At 66.4% G+C, this 15,221-nt stretch carries 13 protein-coding genes and 1 tRNA gene; 9 read left to right on the forward strand and 5 right to left on the reverse strand.

What is annotated here, in order from left to right; genetic code table 11:
* Positions 1 to 192: 192 nt before the first annotated feature.
* Positions 193 to 2,289: a S9 family peptidase gene (locus FZ033_RS20210; RefSeq protein ID WP_149577860.1), complete on the reverse strand. Its 2,097-nt coding sequence runs from the start codon at positions 2,287 to 2,289 to the stop codon at positions 193 to 195.
* Complete coding sequence (gene msrB / locus FZ033_RS20215) at positions 2,279 to 2,749, reverse strand: peptide-methionine (R)-S-oxide reductase MsrB (RefSeq protein ID WP_149577861.1); 471 nt, start codon at positions 2,747 to 2,749, stop codon at positions 2,279 to 2,281. The genes FZ033_RS20210 and msrB overlap by 11 nt, the downstream gene beginning before the upstream one ends.
* A gap of 487 nt (positions 2,750 to 3,236) precedes the next feature.
* Between msrB and FZ033_RS20220 the strand changes: the two genes are divergently transcribed.
* Positions 3,237 to 3,653, forward strand: a complete 417-nt coding sequence (locus FZ033_RS20220; protein ID WP_149577862.1) for a MucR family transcriptional regulator — start codon at positions 3,237 to 3,239, stop codon at positions 3,651 to 3,653.
* A 100-nt stretch (positions 3,654 to 3,753) separates the two neighbouring features.
* Here FZ033_RS20220 and FZ033_RS20225 read toward each other — a convergent pair whose 3' ends face one another.
* Positions 3,754 to 5,367, reverse strand: a complete 1,614-nt coding sequence (locus FZ033_RS20225; RefSeq protein ID WP_149577863.1) for a phosphoenolpyruvate carboxykinase — start codon at positions 5,365 to 5,367, stop codon at positions 3,754 to 3,756.
* A 246-nt stretch (positions 5,368 to 5,613) separates the two neighbouring features.
* On the reverse strand, positions 5,614 to 6,330 hold the full coding sequence (locus tag FZ033_RS20230) for a HugZ family pyridoxamine 5'-phosphate oxidase (protein ID WP_149577864.1): 717 nt from the start codon (positions 6,328 to 6,330) through the stop codon (positions 5,614 to 5,616).
* Between the two features lie 270 nt (positions 6,331 to 6,600).
* Between FZ033_RS20230 and FZ033_RS20235 the strand changes: the two genes are divergently transcribed.
* The 7 genes from FZ033_RS20235 to FZ033_RS20265 all read left to right on the forward strand — a co-directional run bounded on the left by FZ033_RS20235 (position 6,601) and on the right by FZ033_RS20265 (position 12,399).
* Positions 6,601 to 7,299, forward strand: coding sequence for a response regulator transcription factor (locus tag FZ033_RS20235; protein ID WP_012114836.1), 699 nt, complete (start codon positions 6,601 to 6,603; stop codon positions 7,297 to 7,299).
* A gap of 34 nt (positions 7,300 to 7,333) precedes the next feature.
* Entirely contained in the window at positions 7,334 to 9,142 is a 1,809-nt protein-coding gene (locus tag FZ033_RS20240; protein WP_149577865.1) for a sensor histidine kinase, read from the forward strand.
* Positions 9,143 to 9,145: 3 nt separating this feature from the next.
* Positions 9,146 to 9,595, forward strand: a complete 450-nt coding sequence (locus tag FZ033_RS20245; protein ID WP_149577866.1) for an HPr kinase/phosphorylase — start codon at positions 9,146 to 9,148, stop codon at positions 9,593 to 9,595.
* Positions 9,596 to 9,703: 108 nt separating this feature from the next.
* Positions 9,704 to 10,105: a PTS sugar transporter subunit IIA gene (locus tag FZ033_RS20250; protein WP_138400954.1), complete on the forward strand. Its 402-nt coding sequence runs from the start codon at positions 9,704 to 9,706 to the stop codon at positions 10,103 to 10,105.
* 79 nt (positions 10,106 to 10,184) lie between these two features.
* Complete coding sequence (locus FZ033_RS20255) at positions 10,185 to 10,466, forward strand: HPr family phosphocarrier protein (RefSeq protein WP_041577052.1); 282 nt, start codon at positions 10,185 to 10,187, stop codon at positions 10,464 to 10,466.
* 198 nt (positions 10,467 to 10,664) lie between these two features.
* Entirely contained in the window at positions 10,665 to 12,143 is a 1,479-nt protein-coding gene (locus tag FZ033_RS20260) for an ATP-binding protein (protein WP_408068498.1), read from the forward strand.
* 179 nt (positions 12,144 to 12,322) lie between these two features.
* Positions 12,323 to 12,399 (forward strand) — tRNA-Arg (locus FZ033_RS20265).
* On the opposite strand, the gene FZ033_RS20270 is transcribed toward FZ033_RS20265, so the two are convergent.
* Positions 12,355 to 14,007 (reverse strand): recombinase family protein, encoded by a 1,653-nt coding sequence (locus FZ033_RS20270; RefSeq protein WP_149577882.1) that lies wholly within the window; start codon positions 14,005 to 14,007, stop codon positions 12,355 to 12,357. The genes FZ033_RS20265 and FZ033_RS20270 overlap by 45 nt on opposite strands.
* Positions 14,008 to 14,803: 796 nt before the next feature.
* On the opposite strand from FZ033_RS20270, the gene FZ033_RS20275 reads away from it, so the two are divergent.
* A complete protein-coding gene (locus FZ033_RS20275) occupies positions 14,804 to 15,178 on the forward strand; it encodes an HNH endonuclease signature motif containing protein (RefSeq protein WP_149577867.1) in 375 nt (124 codons plus the stop codon).
* Positions 15,179 to 15,221: the final 43 nt, after the last annotated feature.

Below are 15,221 nucleotides of genomic sequence, written 5' to 3' on the forward strand. Positions count from 1 at the left end.
CCCCCAATCGAGCGCGCTCTGGATAACCGGAAGCTGCGCCCGGCGCAAATGCCGCCGGGGCAGGCTTCCGTCGTCCGGAGCGATCTTCAGTCCCCGGCCAGAACGCCGAAGTCGCCGCCAACATCAAGGAAAGAGGCCGGTTTACCGCCCGGATCGTCGTGCAATCCGGGCCGGCACCATGCCCCGGCATCCTCAGGTTGCGTGGCCCACCGTCTTCAAGGCGAACAGATAGACGAGCGCAACCTCGTCCAGCTTGTCGAATCGCCCCGCGGCGCCGCCATGCCCCGCATCCATGTTGGTGCGCAGCAGGATGGGCCGCCCGCCGGTGTCCGCCGCCCGCAGCCGCGCGACCCATTTCGCCGGCTCCCAATAGGTGACGCGGGGATCGGTCAGCCCGGCGAGGGCGAAGATGGAGGGATAGGCCTGGGGCCGCACGTTATCCACGGGCGAATAGGCCAGGATGCGCCGGAACGCCGCCTCGTCGGTGATGGGATTGCCCCATTCGGGCCATTCGGGCGGGGTCAGTGGCAGGGTGTCGTCCAGCATGGTGGTGAGCACGTCCACGAACGGGACCTCGGCCACGATGCCGGCGAACAGGTCCGGCCGCAGGTTGGCCACCGCCCCCATCAGCATGCCCCCCGCCGACCCGCCCTGGGCGACGATGCGGTCGGGCCTGGTGAAGCCCTCGGCCACCAGATGCTCGGCGCAGGCGATGAAGTCGGTGAAGGTGTTGGTCTTCCCCGAAAGCTTGCCGTCGGCGTACCAGCGCCAGCCCTTGTCCGTGCCGCCGCGCACATGGGCGATGGCATAGATGAAGCCGCGATCCACCAGCGACAGGCGGCTGGTGGAGAAGCCCGCCGGAATGGTGATGCCGTAGGCGCCATAGCCATAGAGCAGGAGCGGGGCGGAACCGTCCAGCGGAGTTCCCTTGCGGTAGAGCAGGGAGACCGGGACGCTTTCCCCGTCCGGTGCGGAGGCATAGAGGCGCCGGGTCACATAGTCCGCCGGATCATGGCCGGAGGGGACTTCCTGGCGCTTCAGCATCTCCCGGCGGCGGCTCGCCATGTCATAGTCCCACACCTCGGACGGGGTGGTCATGGAGGCGTAGGTGAAGCGCACCGCGCTGGTGTCGAAGCCGAAGCCGGGGTGAAGCCCCAGCGCATAGGCCTCTTCGTCGAAGGCAATGGCGTGCTCGTCCCCGGAAACGAGGTCGCGAATGATGATGCGCGGCAGCCCCGCCTCCCGCTCCAGCCGGGCCATGTGGCCGGCGAAGACGGTGTGGCTCAGGATCATCCGCCCGGCGCGGTGGGGCACGAGATCGCGCCAGTGGGCGCGGTCCGGTGTGGCGGTGGGGGCCGTGACGATCTTGAAATCCTCCGCCCCGTCCGCGTTGGTGAGGAGGATCAGGCTGTCGGTGCCGGCGAGGCTTGGGTGGTGCTCCACCTCGTAGCGCACGCCGGCCTCGCGCGGGGCGATGCAGCGGGGCAGGGGAGCCGGCTCGGCAAGGTCCAGCAGGTGGACCTCCGAGGTGTCGTGGTCGCCGCAGGCGATGAGGCCGTAGCGGTGGGACTGGGTTTCGCCGAGCGAGACGAAGAAGCCCTTGTCCGGCTCGTCATAGATGAGGGTGTCGGCGGCCGGATCGGTGCCCAGGACGTGGCGGAACACCTTCGACGGCCGGTGCTCGGCATCGCGGCGAATGTAATAAAGCACGGTCCCGTCGGCGCTCCAGAGCAGGTCGCCGGTGGTCTCCTCGATCACGTCGGGCAGGTCGACACCGCTCGACAGGTCGCGGATGTGGATGGCGTAAAGCTCCGAGCCCGAGGTGTCCGCCGCGAAGGCGAGGCGGGCGTGGTCGCTGGTGTGGCGCCAATGGCCGAAATGGAAATAGGCCTTGCCTTCGGCCTCCTTGTCGCCGTCCAGCAGGATGGCCTCGGGACCGTCAGGCAGGGGCTTGCGGCAATAGAGCGGATGCTGGCCGCCCTCCCGGTGCCGGGAGAAATAGGCAAATGACCCATCCGGTGCGGGAACGGAGGAATCATCCTCTTTGATGCGCCCGCGCATCTCGGCGACGAGGGCGGCCTTGGCCTCGCCCATGGGGGCGAAATAGGCCTCGGCGAAGGCGTTCTCCGCCTCCAGGTAGGTGCGGATGTCTGCGTCCAGCACGGACGGGTCACGCATGACGGCGCGCCAGTTTTCGGCGCGCAGCCAAGCATAGTCGTCGGTGAGGGTCACGCCTTGGACAGTGCGCTCACTCGGTCGGCGCGGCGCGCGCGGCGGCTCAGGCGCCACGGGTGTCTCCGTCGTCGGGCGCAAGCTTGAGGGCGGTGCCGTTCAGGCAGAAGCGCAGGCCCGTGGGGGCCGGTCCGTCCGGAAAGACGTGGCCCAGGTGGCTCTCGCAGCTGGCGCAGCGCACCTCTATGCGGCGCATGCCGTGGGAGGTATCTTCGTGCGTCACCACCGCATCGGGGGAGACCGGAGAAAAGAAGCTCGGCCAGCCGGTACCCGAATCATACTTGGCTTCGGAGCGGAACAGGGGGGTTCCGCAGGCGACGCAGGAATAGAGGCCCGCCCGCTTCTCGTCCCAGTAGGGGCCGGTGAAGGCGCGCTCGGTGCCGTGCTCACGGGTGATTCGAAACTGCTCGGGCGTCAGGCAGGAGCGCCATTCGCTCTCGCTTTTCACCACCTTGGCATCGCTGTCGCCGTGGGCGGTGGGAGATGGGGCGGCGGGAGACGGGGCAGGATTGGGCATGAGAGACCCCTGGTTCGATTTTCATGAGAGGTAGGCATTCGAGGTGGCAACGGCAAGGCGGTGGCGCGTGCGGCCGGGCCTTTTTGGAGGCGGATGGCCTTGCAGGTCGCGAGGCCCCGCGGCCCATCACGGCCGGGAGCTTAGTCCACTCTCATGTATACAAGAACAGCAAACGTTTTCGCGAAATACAGGTTGCAAAGGTGAAGTCGCGAAATTAACAAATATAGAGCACCTTCTTCGTCGGATTGCAGCGGGGCGGCTGAACGGGGAAGGAGCGCAAGGTTCGCCGCCGGTGAGGCTGCGTCAGTGGAGGTTTCAATGGCCACCGATGCAGGTTCGACCCTGGCCCAAAGCTGCCGCAGTTCAAGATCAACTTCGCGCGCAAGATCCTGTGGCGCGTGCAGTTGGCCGCCAGACGTCGGGCGCGCGGACCCATTTTGAATTTCATCCATTCGATGCCAGGAAAACCAACCACGAAGAAGGTCCCATGAGCGAAACCACGGATACGACCACCTATATCGAGCTCGCGACGGACATCGTTTCGGCCTATGTCAGCAACAATACGGTGGCCCTCACCGATCTGCCGTCCCTCATCCATGAGGTCTATGGCACGCTCCAGCGCCTCTCCAGCGGCGAGGAGGAGCCCGTCTCCGAGCCGGCGAAGCCCGCCGTGGCGGTGAAGAAATCCGTCCATCCGGACTTCATCATCTGCCTGGAGGACGGCAAGAAGTTCAAGTCCCTGAAGCGCCACCTGCGCACCCGCTACGACATGACGCCCGAGCAGTACCGTGAGAAGTGGGGCCTGCCGGCCGACTATCCCATGGTGGCGCCGAACTATGCGGCCGCCCGCTCGGAGCTTGCCAAGCAGATGGGCCTGGGCCAGCAGCGCCGCCGCGACGCCTGACTGCCCGCAAGAGCCTTTGAACAACAAGGCCCGGCGCAATGACGCCGGGCCTTTGCATTTTGAGAATGAGCGGCGGGACGCTGCCGTCCCGCTTCAGGGCCTATTCCGCGGCGATGCGCACGTGGGGCTGGGCGTCGCGCACGGCGGCATCCACGTGGTTCTCGAACCTTGTGAAATTCTCCCGGAACATCTCCACCAGCCGGCGCGCGGTGGCGTCGAACTCCGCCTTGTCCGCCCAGGTCTTGGACGGATAGAGCACGTGCGGCTCGATGCCGGGCACGGAGGTGGGCACCTCAAACCCGAAATAGGGATCGGTGCGGAAGGAGGCGCCCTTCAGCGAGCCGTCCAGCACCGCGGTGAGCAAAGTGCGCGTGACCTTGATGGGCATGCGCCGCCCGGTGCCGAACTTGCCGCCGGTCCAGCCGGTGTTCACCAGCCAGCAGTCCACCTGGTGCTCGGCGATGAGGTCGCGCAGCAAATTGCCGTAGACCGAGGGGTGGCGCGGCATGAAGGGGGCGCCGAAGCAGGTGGAGAAGGTGGCTTCCGGATCCTTCACCCCCTTCTCGGTGCCGGCCACCTTGGCGGTGTAGCCCGACAGGAAGTGATACATGGCCTGCGCCGGGGTCAGCCGGGCGATGGGCGGCAGCACGCCGAAGGCGTCGCAGGTGAGCATCACCACGTTCTTCGGCATGCCCGCGACGCTGGTGGCGCTGGCATTGGGAATGAACGACAGGGGATAGCAGGAGCGGGTGTTCTCGGTCAGGCTGCCGTCGTCGAAGTCGGGGACGTGGGTGACCTTGTCCAGCACCACGTTCTCCAGCACCGTGCCGAAGCGGTTGGAGGCGGCGAAGATCTCCGGCTCGGCCTCGGCCGAGAGGCGGATGGTCTTGGCATAGCAGCCGCCCTCGAAATTGAAGACGCCGCGCTGGCTCCAGCCGTGCTCGTCATCGCCCAGGAGGGTGCGGTTGGGATCGGCGGAGAGGGTGGTCTTGCCGGTGCCGGACAGGCCGAAGAACAGGCAGACGTCGCCGTCCGCCCCCACGTTCGCCGAGCAGTGCATGGGCATGATGCCCTTTTTCGGCAGGATGTAGTTCAGCGCCGTGAACACCGACTTCTTCATCTCGCCCGCGTAGGACGAATTGCCGATCAGCACGATGCCGCGGGTGAAGTTCACCGCGATCACCGTCTCGGAACGTACCCCGTGACGCGCCGGATCCGCCTTGAAGGACGGCAAGTCGATGATGGTGAGTTCGGGCACGAAGCTGTCCAGCTCGGCCTGCTCGGGCCGGCGCAGCATGGTGCGGATGAACGCCGAGTGCCAGGCGAACTCGGTATAGACGCGCACCTTGATGCGGCAGGAGGGATCGGCGCCGCCGTAGAGGTCCTGGGCGTAGAGGGTCTTGTCCTCGGCCGCGGTGAGGAAGTCCTGGTAGAGCGTCTCGAACTGCTCGGGCGAGATGGCGCCGTTGTTGTCCCACCACACCTCGGCCTCGGTGTCGGCGTCGCGGACCACGAACTTGTCCTTGGGGCTGCGGCCGGTATGGGCGCCCGTCTCCGCCACCAGCGCGCCGCCGGAGGACAGGCGGGCTTCCCGGTTCGCCAAGGCGTGCTCGTAGAGCGCGGGTTCCAGCAGGTTCCAATGAACCGCGGTGAGGTGTTTCAGACCGAAGCTGGCGGCGCCGCAGGCGCTGTTCCGGTGACCGGTTTCGAGCAAGGACTCGTCCTCCTGATGTTCCCGCCGGCTTGAAGCCGGCCCTGCGCTGCGCATGGACGCCATCCTGCGTCCTTGGTGATGCTGCGCCTCCTCAGCGTATAAGGAGATGTCGCTAAAAGAAACACAGCCAAACGTGTACCTTCACAATGCGATCCGCGCAGATGGAAGCACTCTCTAACCGATTGAATGCGGACGGCTCCGGCATTTCGACCGTATCGTTCGGCGTTTCCATAGAAACGCCGCCGTTCAGGCCGCGGTTCCCTGCCGCGCCTTCTGGACGAGGGTCACGAGTTCTTGCCGCACTGCGGCAAGGTCAGTGACGCGTTGCGAAAAGTCTAGCCGCCGGACCAACTCGCCGCTGGAAATCTCGCAGCCCTCCGGGTCCACCGCCACCATGCGCCACGCCCCCTCGGGTGCGCCGAGGAGCGCCGTGGCATAGAGGCCGACCGCATCCGAGTGGTCGGCATTCATGTGGGCGATGACGCCGTCGGCGCCGGCCGCCAGCGCCTCGGCTCCGGTCCAGTCGGTGAGAAGGGCGGCGCCCGGCACATCCACGATGCGGCCGAAGCCCTCCACCAGGTGCGCCTCGTCCACATGGATGGCGTGGAAGGCGAAGTCGGCGAAGTCCACATAGCCGGCCGCGGCGGGGTGGCGGGCCAGGTACCGGGTGCGCACCTCGACCTGCGGCGCCGGCACGATGCGGCCGATGAGGCTGGCCCGCGGCGCATTCAGCGGGTCGATCGCGCCAGCCGCCGAGATCAGCAGGGAGACCCGCGCATCGCCCGCGATGTTGCGGGTATGCCGGGCGAGGCGGGAGATGAGCAGGGTGGGGCGGCCTTCCGGATCGGTGGCGACGGCCACCAGCGAGGCATAGGGTCCGCCCGCGGCCTCCAGCGTCGCCAGCGCGCCGAAGCGCGCTTCGCGGATGAGCCGGCGGACGGTGGCGGCGGCAGATTCGGCCATGAAACCATGCTCCCTTCAAACCGGTTCAGGATGAGGCGGTCGGCTCGCCGTGCGCAAGCGGCAGCGCTGCCGCAGGGGAGGCAGGGTGAACACGGCTGGCGACGTTTGGCGAGCGGCGTTTGAAAGGTGACGTTTGGCGTCAGTGGAGAATCCCGCTATTTTGCGGCAGTCGACTCTTGTGTGTCACATTTCGGCCACGCGAACGGGGTTCACCCCTCGCGCAAGGCCGCAGTTGAGGCCGCTGTATCCAGACGGCTGAAAAGAGGTGTCATGCCCACCATCGCCCTCGTCGACGACGACCGCAACATTCTGACCTCGGTTTCCATCGCACTGGAGGCGGAAGGCTATCGCATCGACACCTACACCGATGGCGCCTCGGCCCTGGACGGATTCAAGACCAACCCGCCGGACCTCGCCATCCTCGACATCAAGATGCCGCGCATGGACGGCATGGAACTGCTGCGCCGCCTGCGCCAGAAGACCGACATGCCGGTTATCTTCCTCACCTCCAAGGATGAGGAGATCGACGAATTGTTCGGCCTCAAGATGGGCGCCGACGACTTCATCAAGAAGCCGTTCTCCCAGCGCCTGCTGGTGGAGCGGGTGAAGGCCGTGCTGCGCCGGGTCGGCGCCAAGGACGGTGCCGCCCCGCGCGAGACCGACAGCGCCAAGGTGCTGGAGCGCGGCAACCTGCGCATGGACCCCGAGCGCCACACCTGCACCTGGAAGGGCGAGCCGGTGACCCTCACGGTCACGGAATTCCTCATCCTGCAGGCGCTGGCCCAACGTCCCGGCGTGGTCAAGAGCCGCAACGCGCTCATGGACGCGGCCTATGACGACCAGGTCTATGTGGACGACCGCACCATCGACAGCCACATCAAGCGGCTGCGCAAGAAGTTCAAGTCGGTGGACGACAGCTTCGAGATGATCGAGACCCTGTACGGCGTCGGCTACCGGTTCAAGGAGTGAGCGCCACGGCACCGCGCCGGGGGCTCTGGACGACATGACGGCGCACACCGACGAGGCACGGGCCGACGAGATGGTACCGGGTGGGCCCGGCGGTTCCGGCGGCCGGGCGGAGCGGGGGCGCGAGCCGCGCGGCGGTATCATCGCGTGGCTGAAGCGCGTGCGCCGCTTCGTGGCATTCAAGGGCTTCTCATCGCTCACCCGGCGCATCGTGCTGCTCAACCTCGCCGGGCTGTGCGCCCTGGTGTCGGGCATCCTCTATCTGTCGGAGTTCCGCTCCGGCCTCATCGACGCGCGCATCCAGAGCCTGCTGGTGCAGGGCGAGATCATCGCCGCCGCCATCGCCTCCTCGGCGCAGGTGGAGACCAATGCCATCACGCTCGATCCCGAGCGGCTGCTGGAATTGCAGGCGGGGGAGAGCTACGGCCCCGACGACGGCTTTGCGCCGCTGGAATTCCCCATCAATCCCGAGCGCGTCGCCCCGGTGCTGCGCCGCCTGGTGGGGCCGACCCGCACCCGCGCCCGCATCTACGACCGCGAGGGCCAGCTTTTGCTGGATTCCCGCTCGCTCTATTCGCGCGGCGAGATCCTGCGCTACGACCTGCCGTCCCCCAACGAGCCCAAGCCCGGCGTCATGGAGCGGGCCTGGCAGGCGGTGCAGCTGTGGTTCGGCCGCGGCGACCTGCCGCTCTACAAGGAATTCGGCCCCCAGGCCGGCAAGAATTACCCCGAGGTCGCCTCCGCCGCGCTGGGCGCCAAGGCCAGCGAGGTGCGGGTGGACGAGCGCGGGCAGGTGGTGGTTTCCGTCGCCGTGCCGGTCCAGCGCTTCCGCGCCATCCTCGGCGTGCTGCTGTTGTCCACCCAGAGCGGCGAGATCGACGCGGCGGTGAAGGCCGAGCGCTTCGTCATCGTGCGTGTGTTCCTGGTGGCGGCGGTGGTGATGGTGCTGCTCTCGGTGCTGCTCGCCGGCACCATCGCCGATCCGGTGCGCAAGCTCGCGGCGGCGGCGGAACGGGTACGCCGGCGTATCAAGTCGCGGGTGGAGATCCCCGATTTCACCGCCCGCTCCGACGAGATCGGCCATCTCTCCGGCGCCCTGCGCGACATGACGGGCGCCCTCTACAACCGCATCGAGGCCATCGAGAGCTTTGCCGCGGACGTGGCCCACGAGTTGAAAAACCCGCTCACCTCCCTGCGCAGCGCGGTGGAGACGCTGCCGCTGGCCAAGACCGACACCTCGCGCAATCGCCTGATGGAGGTGATCCAGCACGACGTGAAGCGGCTCGATCGCCTCATCTCCGACATTTCCGACGCCAGCCGGCTCGATGCCGAACTGCAGCGGCAGGAGGCGGCGAATGTCGATCTCAAGCAATTGCTGGAGATGGTGGTGGGCCTCGCCCAGGACGTGCGCAAGGACGACGGGGTCTGCGTTTCGCTCACCTTCGAGCGGGCGCACGGCGCGCCGGCCGACTTCCTGGTGGCGGGCCACGCCTCGCGCCTGGGACAGGTTGTGGATAACCTTGTCTCCAACGCCCGTTCCTTCTCGCCCAAGGGCGGGTCGGTGCGCGTCACCTGCCGCCGCCTGAAGGATGGCGCCGAGATCGTGGTGGACGACGACGGCCCCGGCATTCGCCCCGATGCGCTCGGGCGCATCTTCGAGCGCTTCTATACGGACCGGCCGCACCAGGGCTTCGGGCAGAATTCCGGCCTCGGCCTCTCCATCTCGCGACAGATCGCCGAGGCTCATGGCGGCACCATCTGGGCCGAAAATCGCATGACGACCGGAGCCGACGGCACGCCGCAGGTGGCCGGCGCCCGCTTCGTCGTGCGCCTCCCGACGGCCTGAGCCGTGGACGCGCCCGCCAGCATCCACGCCAGTTGCATCGCCATCGGCGACCTCGGGGTGCTGATCCGCGGCCCGTCCGGCTCGGGCAAGTCGAGCCTCGCGCTGCGGCTCATCCTCGACGCGCCGCGCAGCCTGCCCCCCGCCGAGCTGGTGGCCGACGACCGGGTGCTGCTGTCGCCGGAGGACGGTGTTCTGGTGGCGCGGCCGGTCCCCACGCTTGCCGGTTTGATCGAGATGCGGGGCCTCGGCATCCGCCGGCTACCGTATCGTCCCATGGTCGCAGTGCGGCATGTGGTCGATCTTGCGGCACCCGACGCGGCCCGGATGCCGGCCCTCGAGGCCCGGCGGATCGTCCTACAAGGCATTGAAGTTAAACGCACTCCCTTGGGTGAGTGGGGCCAGGCGCAACTGGTTCTCGCTTGCATTATCGGAACGCGTGACCACGATGATTAAATGTGCTTTTGTGCGTTGCACCCCTTGCGTAATTTTTGAGCCGATCTGAATATGGCCGTCCCGCAACGCGGGAGGCCTTCATCCAAGGGTGGTGGAGGCGGAGGAAGCATGATCGGTCTCGTCCTCGTCACACATGGCCGCCTTGCCGACGAATTCTGCTCCGCCCTGGAGCACGTCATGGGTCCGCAGACCCAGATGGCTACCGTTACCATTGGTCCCGAGGACGATATGGAGCGGCGGCGGCAGGACATCATCGAAGCCGTGGACCGGGTGCGCACCGGCGACGGGGTGGTGATCCTCACCGACATGTTCGGCGGCACCCCCTCCAATCTCGCCATCTCGGTGATGAACACGCCGGATGTGGAAGTGGTGGCGGGCATCAACCTGCCCATGCTGGTGAAGCTCGCCAAGGTGCGCGGAGAGCTGCCGCTGGAACAGGCCGTCGATGTGGCGCAGGAAGCCGGTAGGAAATACATCAATGTCGCAAGCCGTGTCCTCTCCGGTAAATGACGCCTTCGTCCCGCGGGCGGACGCGGAAGAGGCGGAGCTGCACGACGTCGAGTCGCCCGAGGCGGCGTGCGGCCGCCCCATCGCCCCCGAGGCCCTGGTGCGTGCCCTGCCGATCGTGAACAAGCGCGGCCTGCACGCACGGGCCTCTGCCAAGTTCGTGCAGACGGTGGAGCGGTTCGACGCCTACGTGACCGTATGTCGCAACGGCGAGGCGGTGGGCGGCAATTCCATCATGGGCCTGATGATGCTGGCCGCCGGCCCCGGCACCAGCGTGACCGTGACCGCCACCGGCAACGAGGCCGCCGCGGTGCTCGAGGCCCTCGATACCCTGGTGGCGGACCGCTTCGGCGAGGAAGAATAACGCCGCAGCCGGAACAATCGCGCCGCTGGCCGCCTGCCGGGCCAAAGGCCTGGCTTTCCGGGCCCCGCTTGTGCCCGGCGTTTACCTCAATCTCAAGTCGCTCTGGCCGGTGACCGATTGGTTGCCTATTTCTTAATATCGATCGCTCGCGCGCTGGGCGCGGGGATCCGGGACGGGCCTTCCCCCCGTATCATGGCCATGTTGGAGCCGACGAGCCATCAGCCGGACACCCGGCCGGCGCCCAGGGGCGCACGGTGGAGCCTCGGGCTGTCCACCAAGCTCCTCGCCTTGACCGTCGCCGTGGTGGCCATGGCCGAGATCGCCGTGCTGGTGCCCACCATCGCCAACTATCGCATCGCCTGGCTCTCCGACCGGCTGGCGGCGGCCCGCACCGCCGCCCTCGTGCTCGATGCCGCCCCGCTGGAGGGCATTTCGCCCGATCTCACCCGCCAGCTGCTGGAGAGCGTGGGCGCCAAGGTAATCGTGGTGAAGCGGGAGGACACCCGCCGGCTGCTTGCCGCCTCCGACATGCCGCCTATGGCCAACGTGCACATCGACATGCGCGAGACCACCCTGTGGACTGCGGTCCACGACGCCTTCGACACGCTGATGGCGCCCGACGGGCGCATCCTGCGCGTGGTGGGTGACCCGCCCCGCGGCGCGGATTTCATCGAGATCGTCCTCAGCGGCACGCCCCTGCGCGCGGCGCTGCTGCGATTCGCCGCCACAGTGCTGCTGGTGTCGCTGGCGGTGGCGGTGGCGGCGGGCGTGCTGGTCTATGTGAGCCTCAACTGGCTGTTCGTGCGGCCCATGCGGCGGCTCACCGAGCGCATTTCCGCCTTCCGGGAGAATCCGGAGGATGCCTCCCGCATCATCGTGCCCTCCGGCCGCTCCGACGAGATCGGCACCGCCGAGGAGGCTCTGGAGGAGATGCAGCGCGAGCTGTCCCAGACGCTGCACCAGAAGAGTCACCTCGCGGCGCTCGGCCTCGCTGTCTCAAAGATCAACCACGATCTGCGCAACCTGCTGTCGTCCGCGCAGCTGCTCTCCGACCGTTTGGCAACTGTGCCGGACCCGACCGTGCAGCGGTTCGCGCCGAAACTGCTGGCTGCCCTAGACCGTGCCATCACCTATTGCGAGCAGACCCTTTCCTACGGCCGCGCCAAGGAGCCGCTGCCCGAGCGGCGGGACGTGGCGCTCGCCCACCTCTTCGACGAGGTGCGCGAGACCCTCGGCCTGCAAAGCGGCTCGGGGATCGGCTGGGTGGTGGATATCGAGCGCGGGCTCGTGGCCGATGCGGACCCGGACCAGCTGTTCCGCGTGATCCTGAACATCGCCCGCAACGCCGTGCAGGCGCTGGAGGTGCGCGCGCCGGTGGATCCCGAGCGCGACCAGATCCGCATCAAGGCCCGGCGCAAGGGGGCGGTGGTGGAGATCGAGATGGGCGACACCGGGCCGGGCATTCCGGCGGCGCGGCGTGAGCACCTGTTCGAGGCCTTCGTGTCCTCGGCGCGGCGCGGCGGCACCGGGCTGGGCCTGCCCATCGCCGACGAGCTGGTGCGGGCCCATGGCGGCGAGATCCGCCTTCTGGACACGCAGGTGGGCACCACCTTCCGCATCACCATTCCCGACCAGCCGGAAAGCCGCCACCACCGGCGCGAGCGCATCCGCGCCTGAGGTTTTGGCGTACCGTGCAGTTTTCCACATGGGAAGCGGGCCGCGCGGTTTTTCTCAAGCATCCGGTCTTGCGTGGTCTGCAGGAAGGGTGTAGCTCACGGGTCCTCGCGGCGCTCCAACGCCGCGTTGCCCCGGAAGGGCTTCCCTTCCAGGCCGGTTCCCACCGGTTTCGGGCGCAGGCGCCGGTAGCTCAGCTGGATAGAGCACCAGACTACGAATCTGGGGGTCGGGAGTTCGAATCTTCCCCGGCGCGCCACTTCCGTACAAAACCGCGAACACCCGGCTGGGTGGCGCGGTCGGCAAACACGGCTCTTTCAAGCACCGTCCTTGATCCGTGGATCCGCACGACGTGCTGGTCGACCTCGACAGCGTCGATCAGCGAGCGAAGATAGGCTTTGCGGAACGGTACCTCGCCCTCGGTGATGTTTGAGCGCATGAGCTGCCCGAAGCGGGCGAGCTTGTCCGGATCAAGCCGGCTGGCGGCAGCCCCCTGATTCTCGATCCGCTCCAGCGCTGAATGCGCCCGATCCCGATCCGCCTTGAGCTTCGCAATCTGTTCCTTGAGCATCTCGTCCGGCTCAGCGATGCCGTCGGCGACAAGCTGGTAGAGCCGCCGGAGCTTGTCTTCCGCCGTCGTTCTTTCGCGCGAGAGTTCATCGATCCGCACCTGGACCTCGGCATCGGCTTTCACTCGCCGGTCAACGACGGACTGCAGCAGCGCCTCCAATCGCTCGGGCATCAGGACGCGTTCAGCGACATGGCGTGTGACCAGATGGTCGAGCTTCTCCATCGGCACCGTCCGCCCCTTGCAGGCCGACTTGCCGACTCGGCCGGAGGTGGAGCAGCTGTAATAACGATAGATCCTGCGGCTCTTCGATGTGCCGGTGCGCAGCGTCATGGCGCTGCCGCAACAGGCGCAGTAGGCAAGCCCCGTCAGCAGGATCGGACCCGAGATCACCCGTGGCGGGCTGTTGTGCGGACTCTTCGCCCTGAGAGCCTTCTGCACCTTGTCGAAAGTTCGGCGATCGAGGATGGCCGGCACCGAGATCGGGATAATTTCGTGCTGAGGCTTCACCTGCCCCGTCTTGGAACTGCGCTTGTTGAAGCTCCACTCCCCGACATAAACGGGGTTGGTCAGGATGCCGTGGATGGTGCCGACACCGTAGCGGGCTCCGAGACGGGTACGGTAGCCCTTGGCGTTGAGGTGCTTGGTTATCTCCTTGATGCCCATGGGGCCGGATGTGCCATCTCCTTTCAGGTAGAGATCGAACATCAGCCGCACGAGCTCGGCTTCCACCGGATCGACGACAATTCGCTTCTTGATGCGATGGCCACGCTTCTCAACCTCTTCGAGGGTGAAGCCGAGCGGCAGGCGGGAGCCGTTATAGAAACCCTGCCGGGCGTTCTCTTTCATAGCCCGCAGCACATGCTTGGCATTCTCGCGGGACTGGTACTCGTCAAACAGGGCGATGACCTGCCGCATCATGACCTGAGCCGGATCGTCTCCGAGCTCCTGGGTGATGGAGACGAGTCGCACGCCGTGCTTCGCGAGGCGGCGGATGTACATCTCCAGCCCAAAGGCATCGCGGAAGAACCGGCTGAAGCTATGGACGACGATGACATCGAATGGGCGATCGTCATCGGATGCCCGTTCAATCATCCGCTGGAACTCGTGCCGGCTGTCGTCCATCGCCGACGCACCCGGCTCCACATACTCCGCCACAACGGACCAGCCCTGCCGCTCGCAATAGGCGGCGGTCTGGAGGCGCTGGTCTGGGATGGACAGGTCAACGTCGGCCTGCCGCGTGGTGGAAACGCGGAGATAGAGGGCGGCCCGGCTGGTGATCGGCAAGGTTACGTTCATGGCCCAATCGCCTCCATCAGGTCCCTTCAGCAGCACCGTCACCTCAGCAGCGCATCAATCTCCCGCCTGAGGAAGGCTTCGACAACATCGACCTCGTCAGGTGTGATCGGAACGTTCGACGGCCAGTCGTCGGTGACATGCACGACCTTGGAATCATGCTCGACGGAGTCAGCGGGCGCAAGGTTTTGCTCAGCATCTCGAATGACGCGCGCATCGCGGCGCGGGATCTTTGAGAGTGGTGCGCCAGCCAAGCTCGCAGCTGGCGATGGAGCATCGCTGCCCACACCGAGTATTTTCTTCGGACGAAACGGACGCGAGTGGCACATGCGCGGAGGATCAAGGGCATCCCCCCACTCGCCAAGGGACCGATTCTACCCCGCAGAGCAACCGCGTGCAGCGGCGTAAAAATACTTGTCAGCTGCGGCGCGCGAGCCTTTCCCAGGATACGGTTGGTGGAGCGCTCTGGCGGCAATGACACCAACTTGGCGTTCTACCGCCCTTGCAGCGACGTCTGTTTTGCGCCCCGATTCTGGACGTTCAAGCTGCCATTTCGATTTCCCAAAAGCGGTCGGTCCGCTCTGGTCCTAGCGACATCGAGAACGGGTTGGGTTGGGACGGGAGGTAGCAGCAACTCATGTAGCCTTTGCGCCGGGTTCCGAGCCCCGGTGTGCGTGAAAGTCGGGGCCTTGACCGGGGCCCGCAACAGCTGGCTTGCTTGATACCGCGAATATGCTTTCTTAACGGCAGCGTTGTGCCGACATCCCGACCAGCACACCCTGCGTTATGAGGACGTTTGTTGGCCCCGCGGCTCGAAAAGAACCTGCTCACATTTCTGCAGTATGGCGTGTCAGACGATCTAGGACGACGCGCCGTCGCTGCTGGATTGACGGTCACGAAAGTGCGGGTCCTCAATCAGCAGGACCTTATCCATAAGGGGCTGTCCGAGGGCGAAGCGAAGATTCTAAAAAATGCGGCGTCGCGGGCACCGATCGACGAGGACGTGCTGCTCGAGTTGCTCGACCGGAGCAACTATCTCTGCAACTGCTGCAAAGGGGACAAGGGCAAGTCCTTCATCGTCCATCATATCGAGGAATATTCGGTCTCCCAGGACAACAGTTACGACAATCTCGTGGTGCTGTTGACGTTGCCCCCTGAAGCGCCCTCAGTTTGAATTGGACTCCGTCGGAAGGAGACGGAGATGAAGAAGAGCCGGT

Source organism: Xanthobacter oligotrophicus (assembly GCF_008364685.1).
GTDB lineage: Bacteria > Pseudomonadota > Alphaproteobacteria > Rhizobiales > Xanthobacteraceae > Xanthobacter > Xanthobacter oligotrophicus.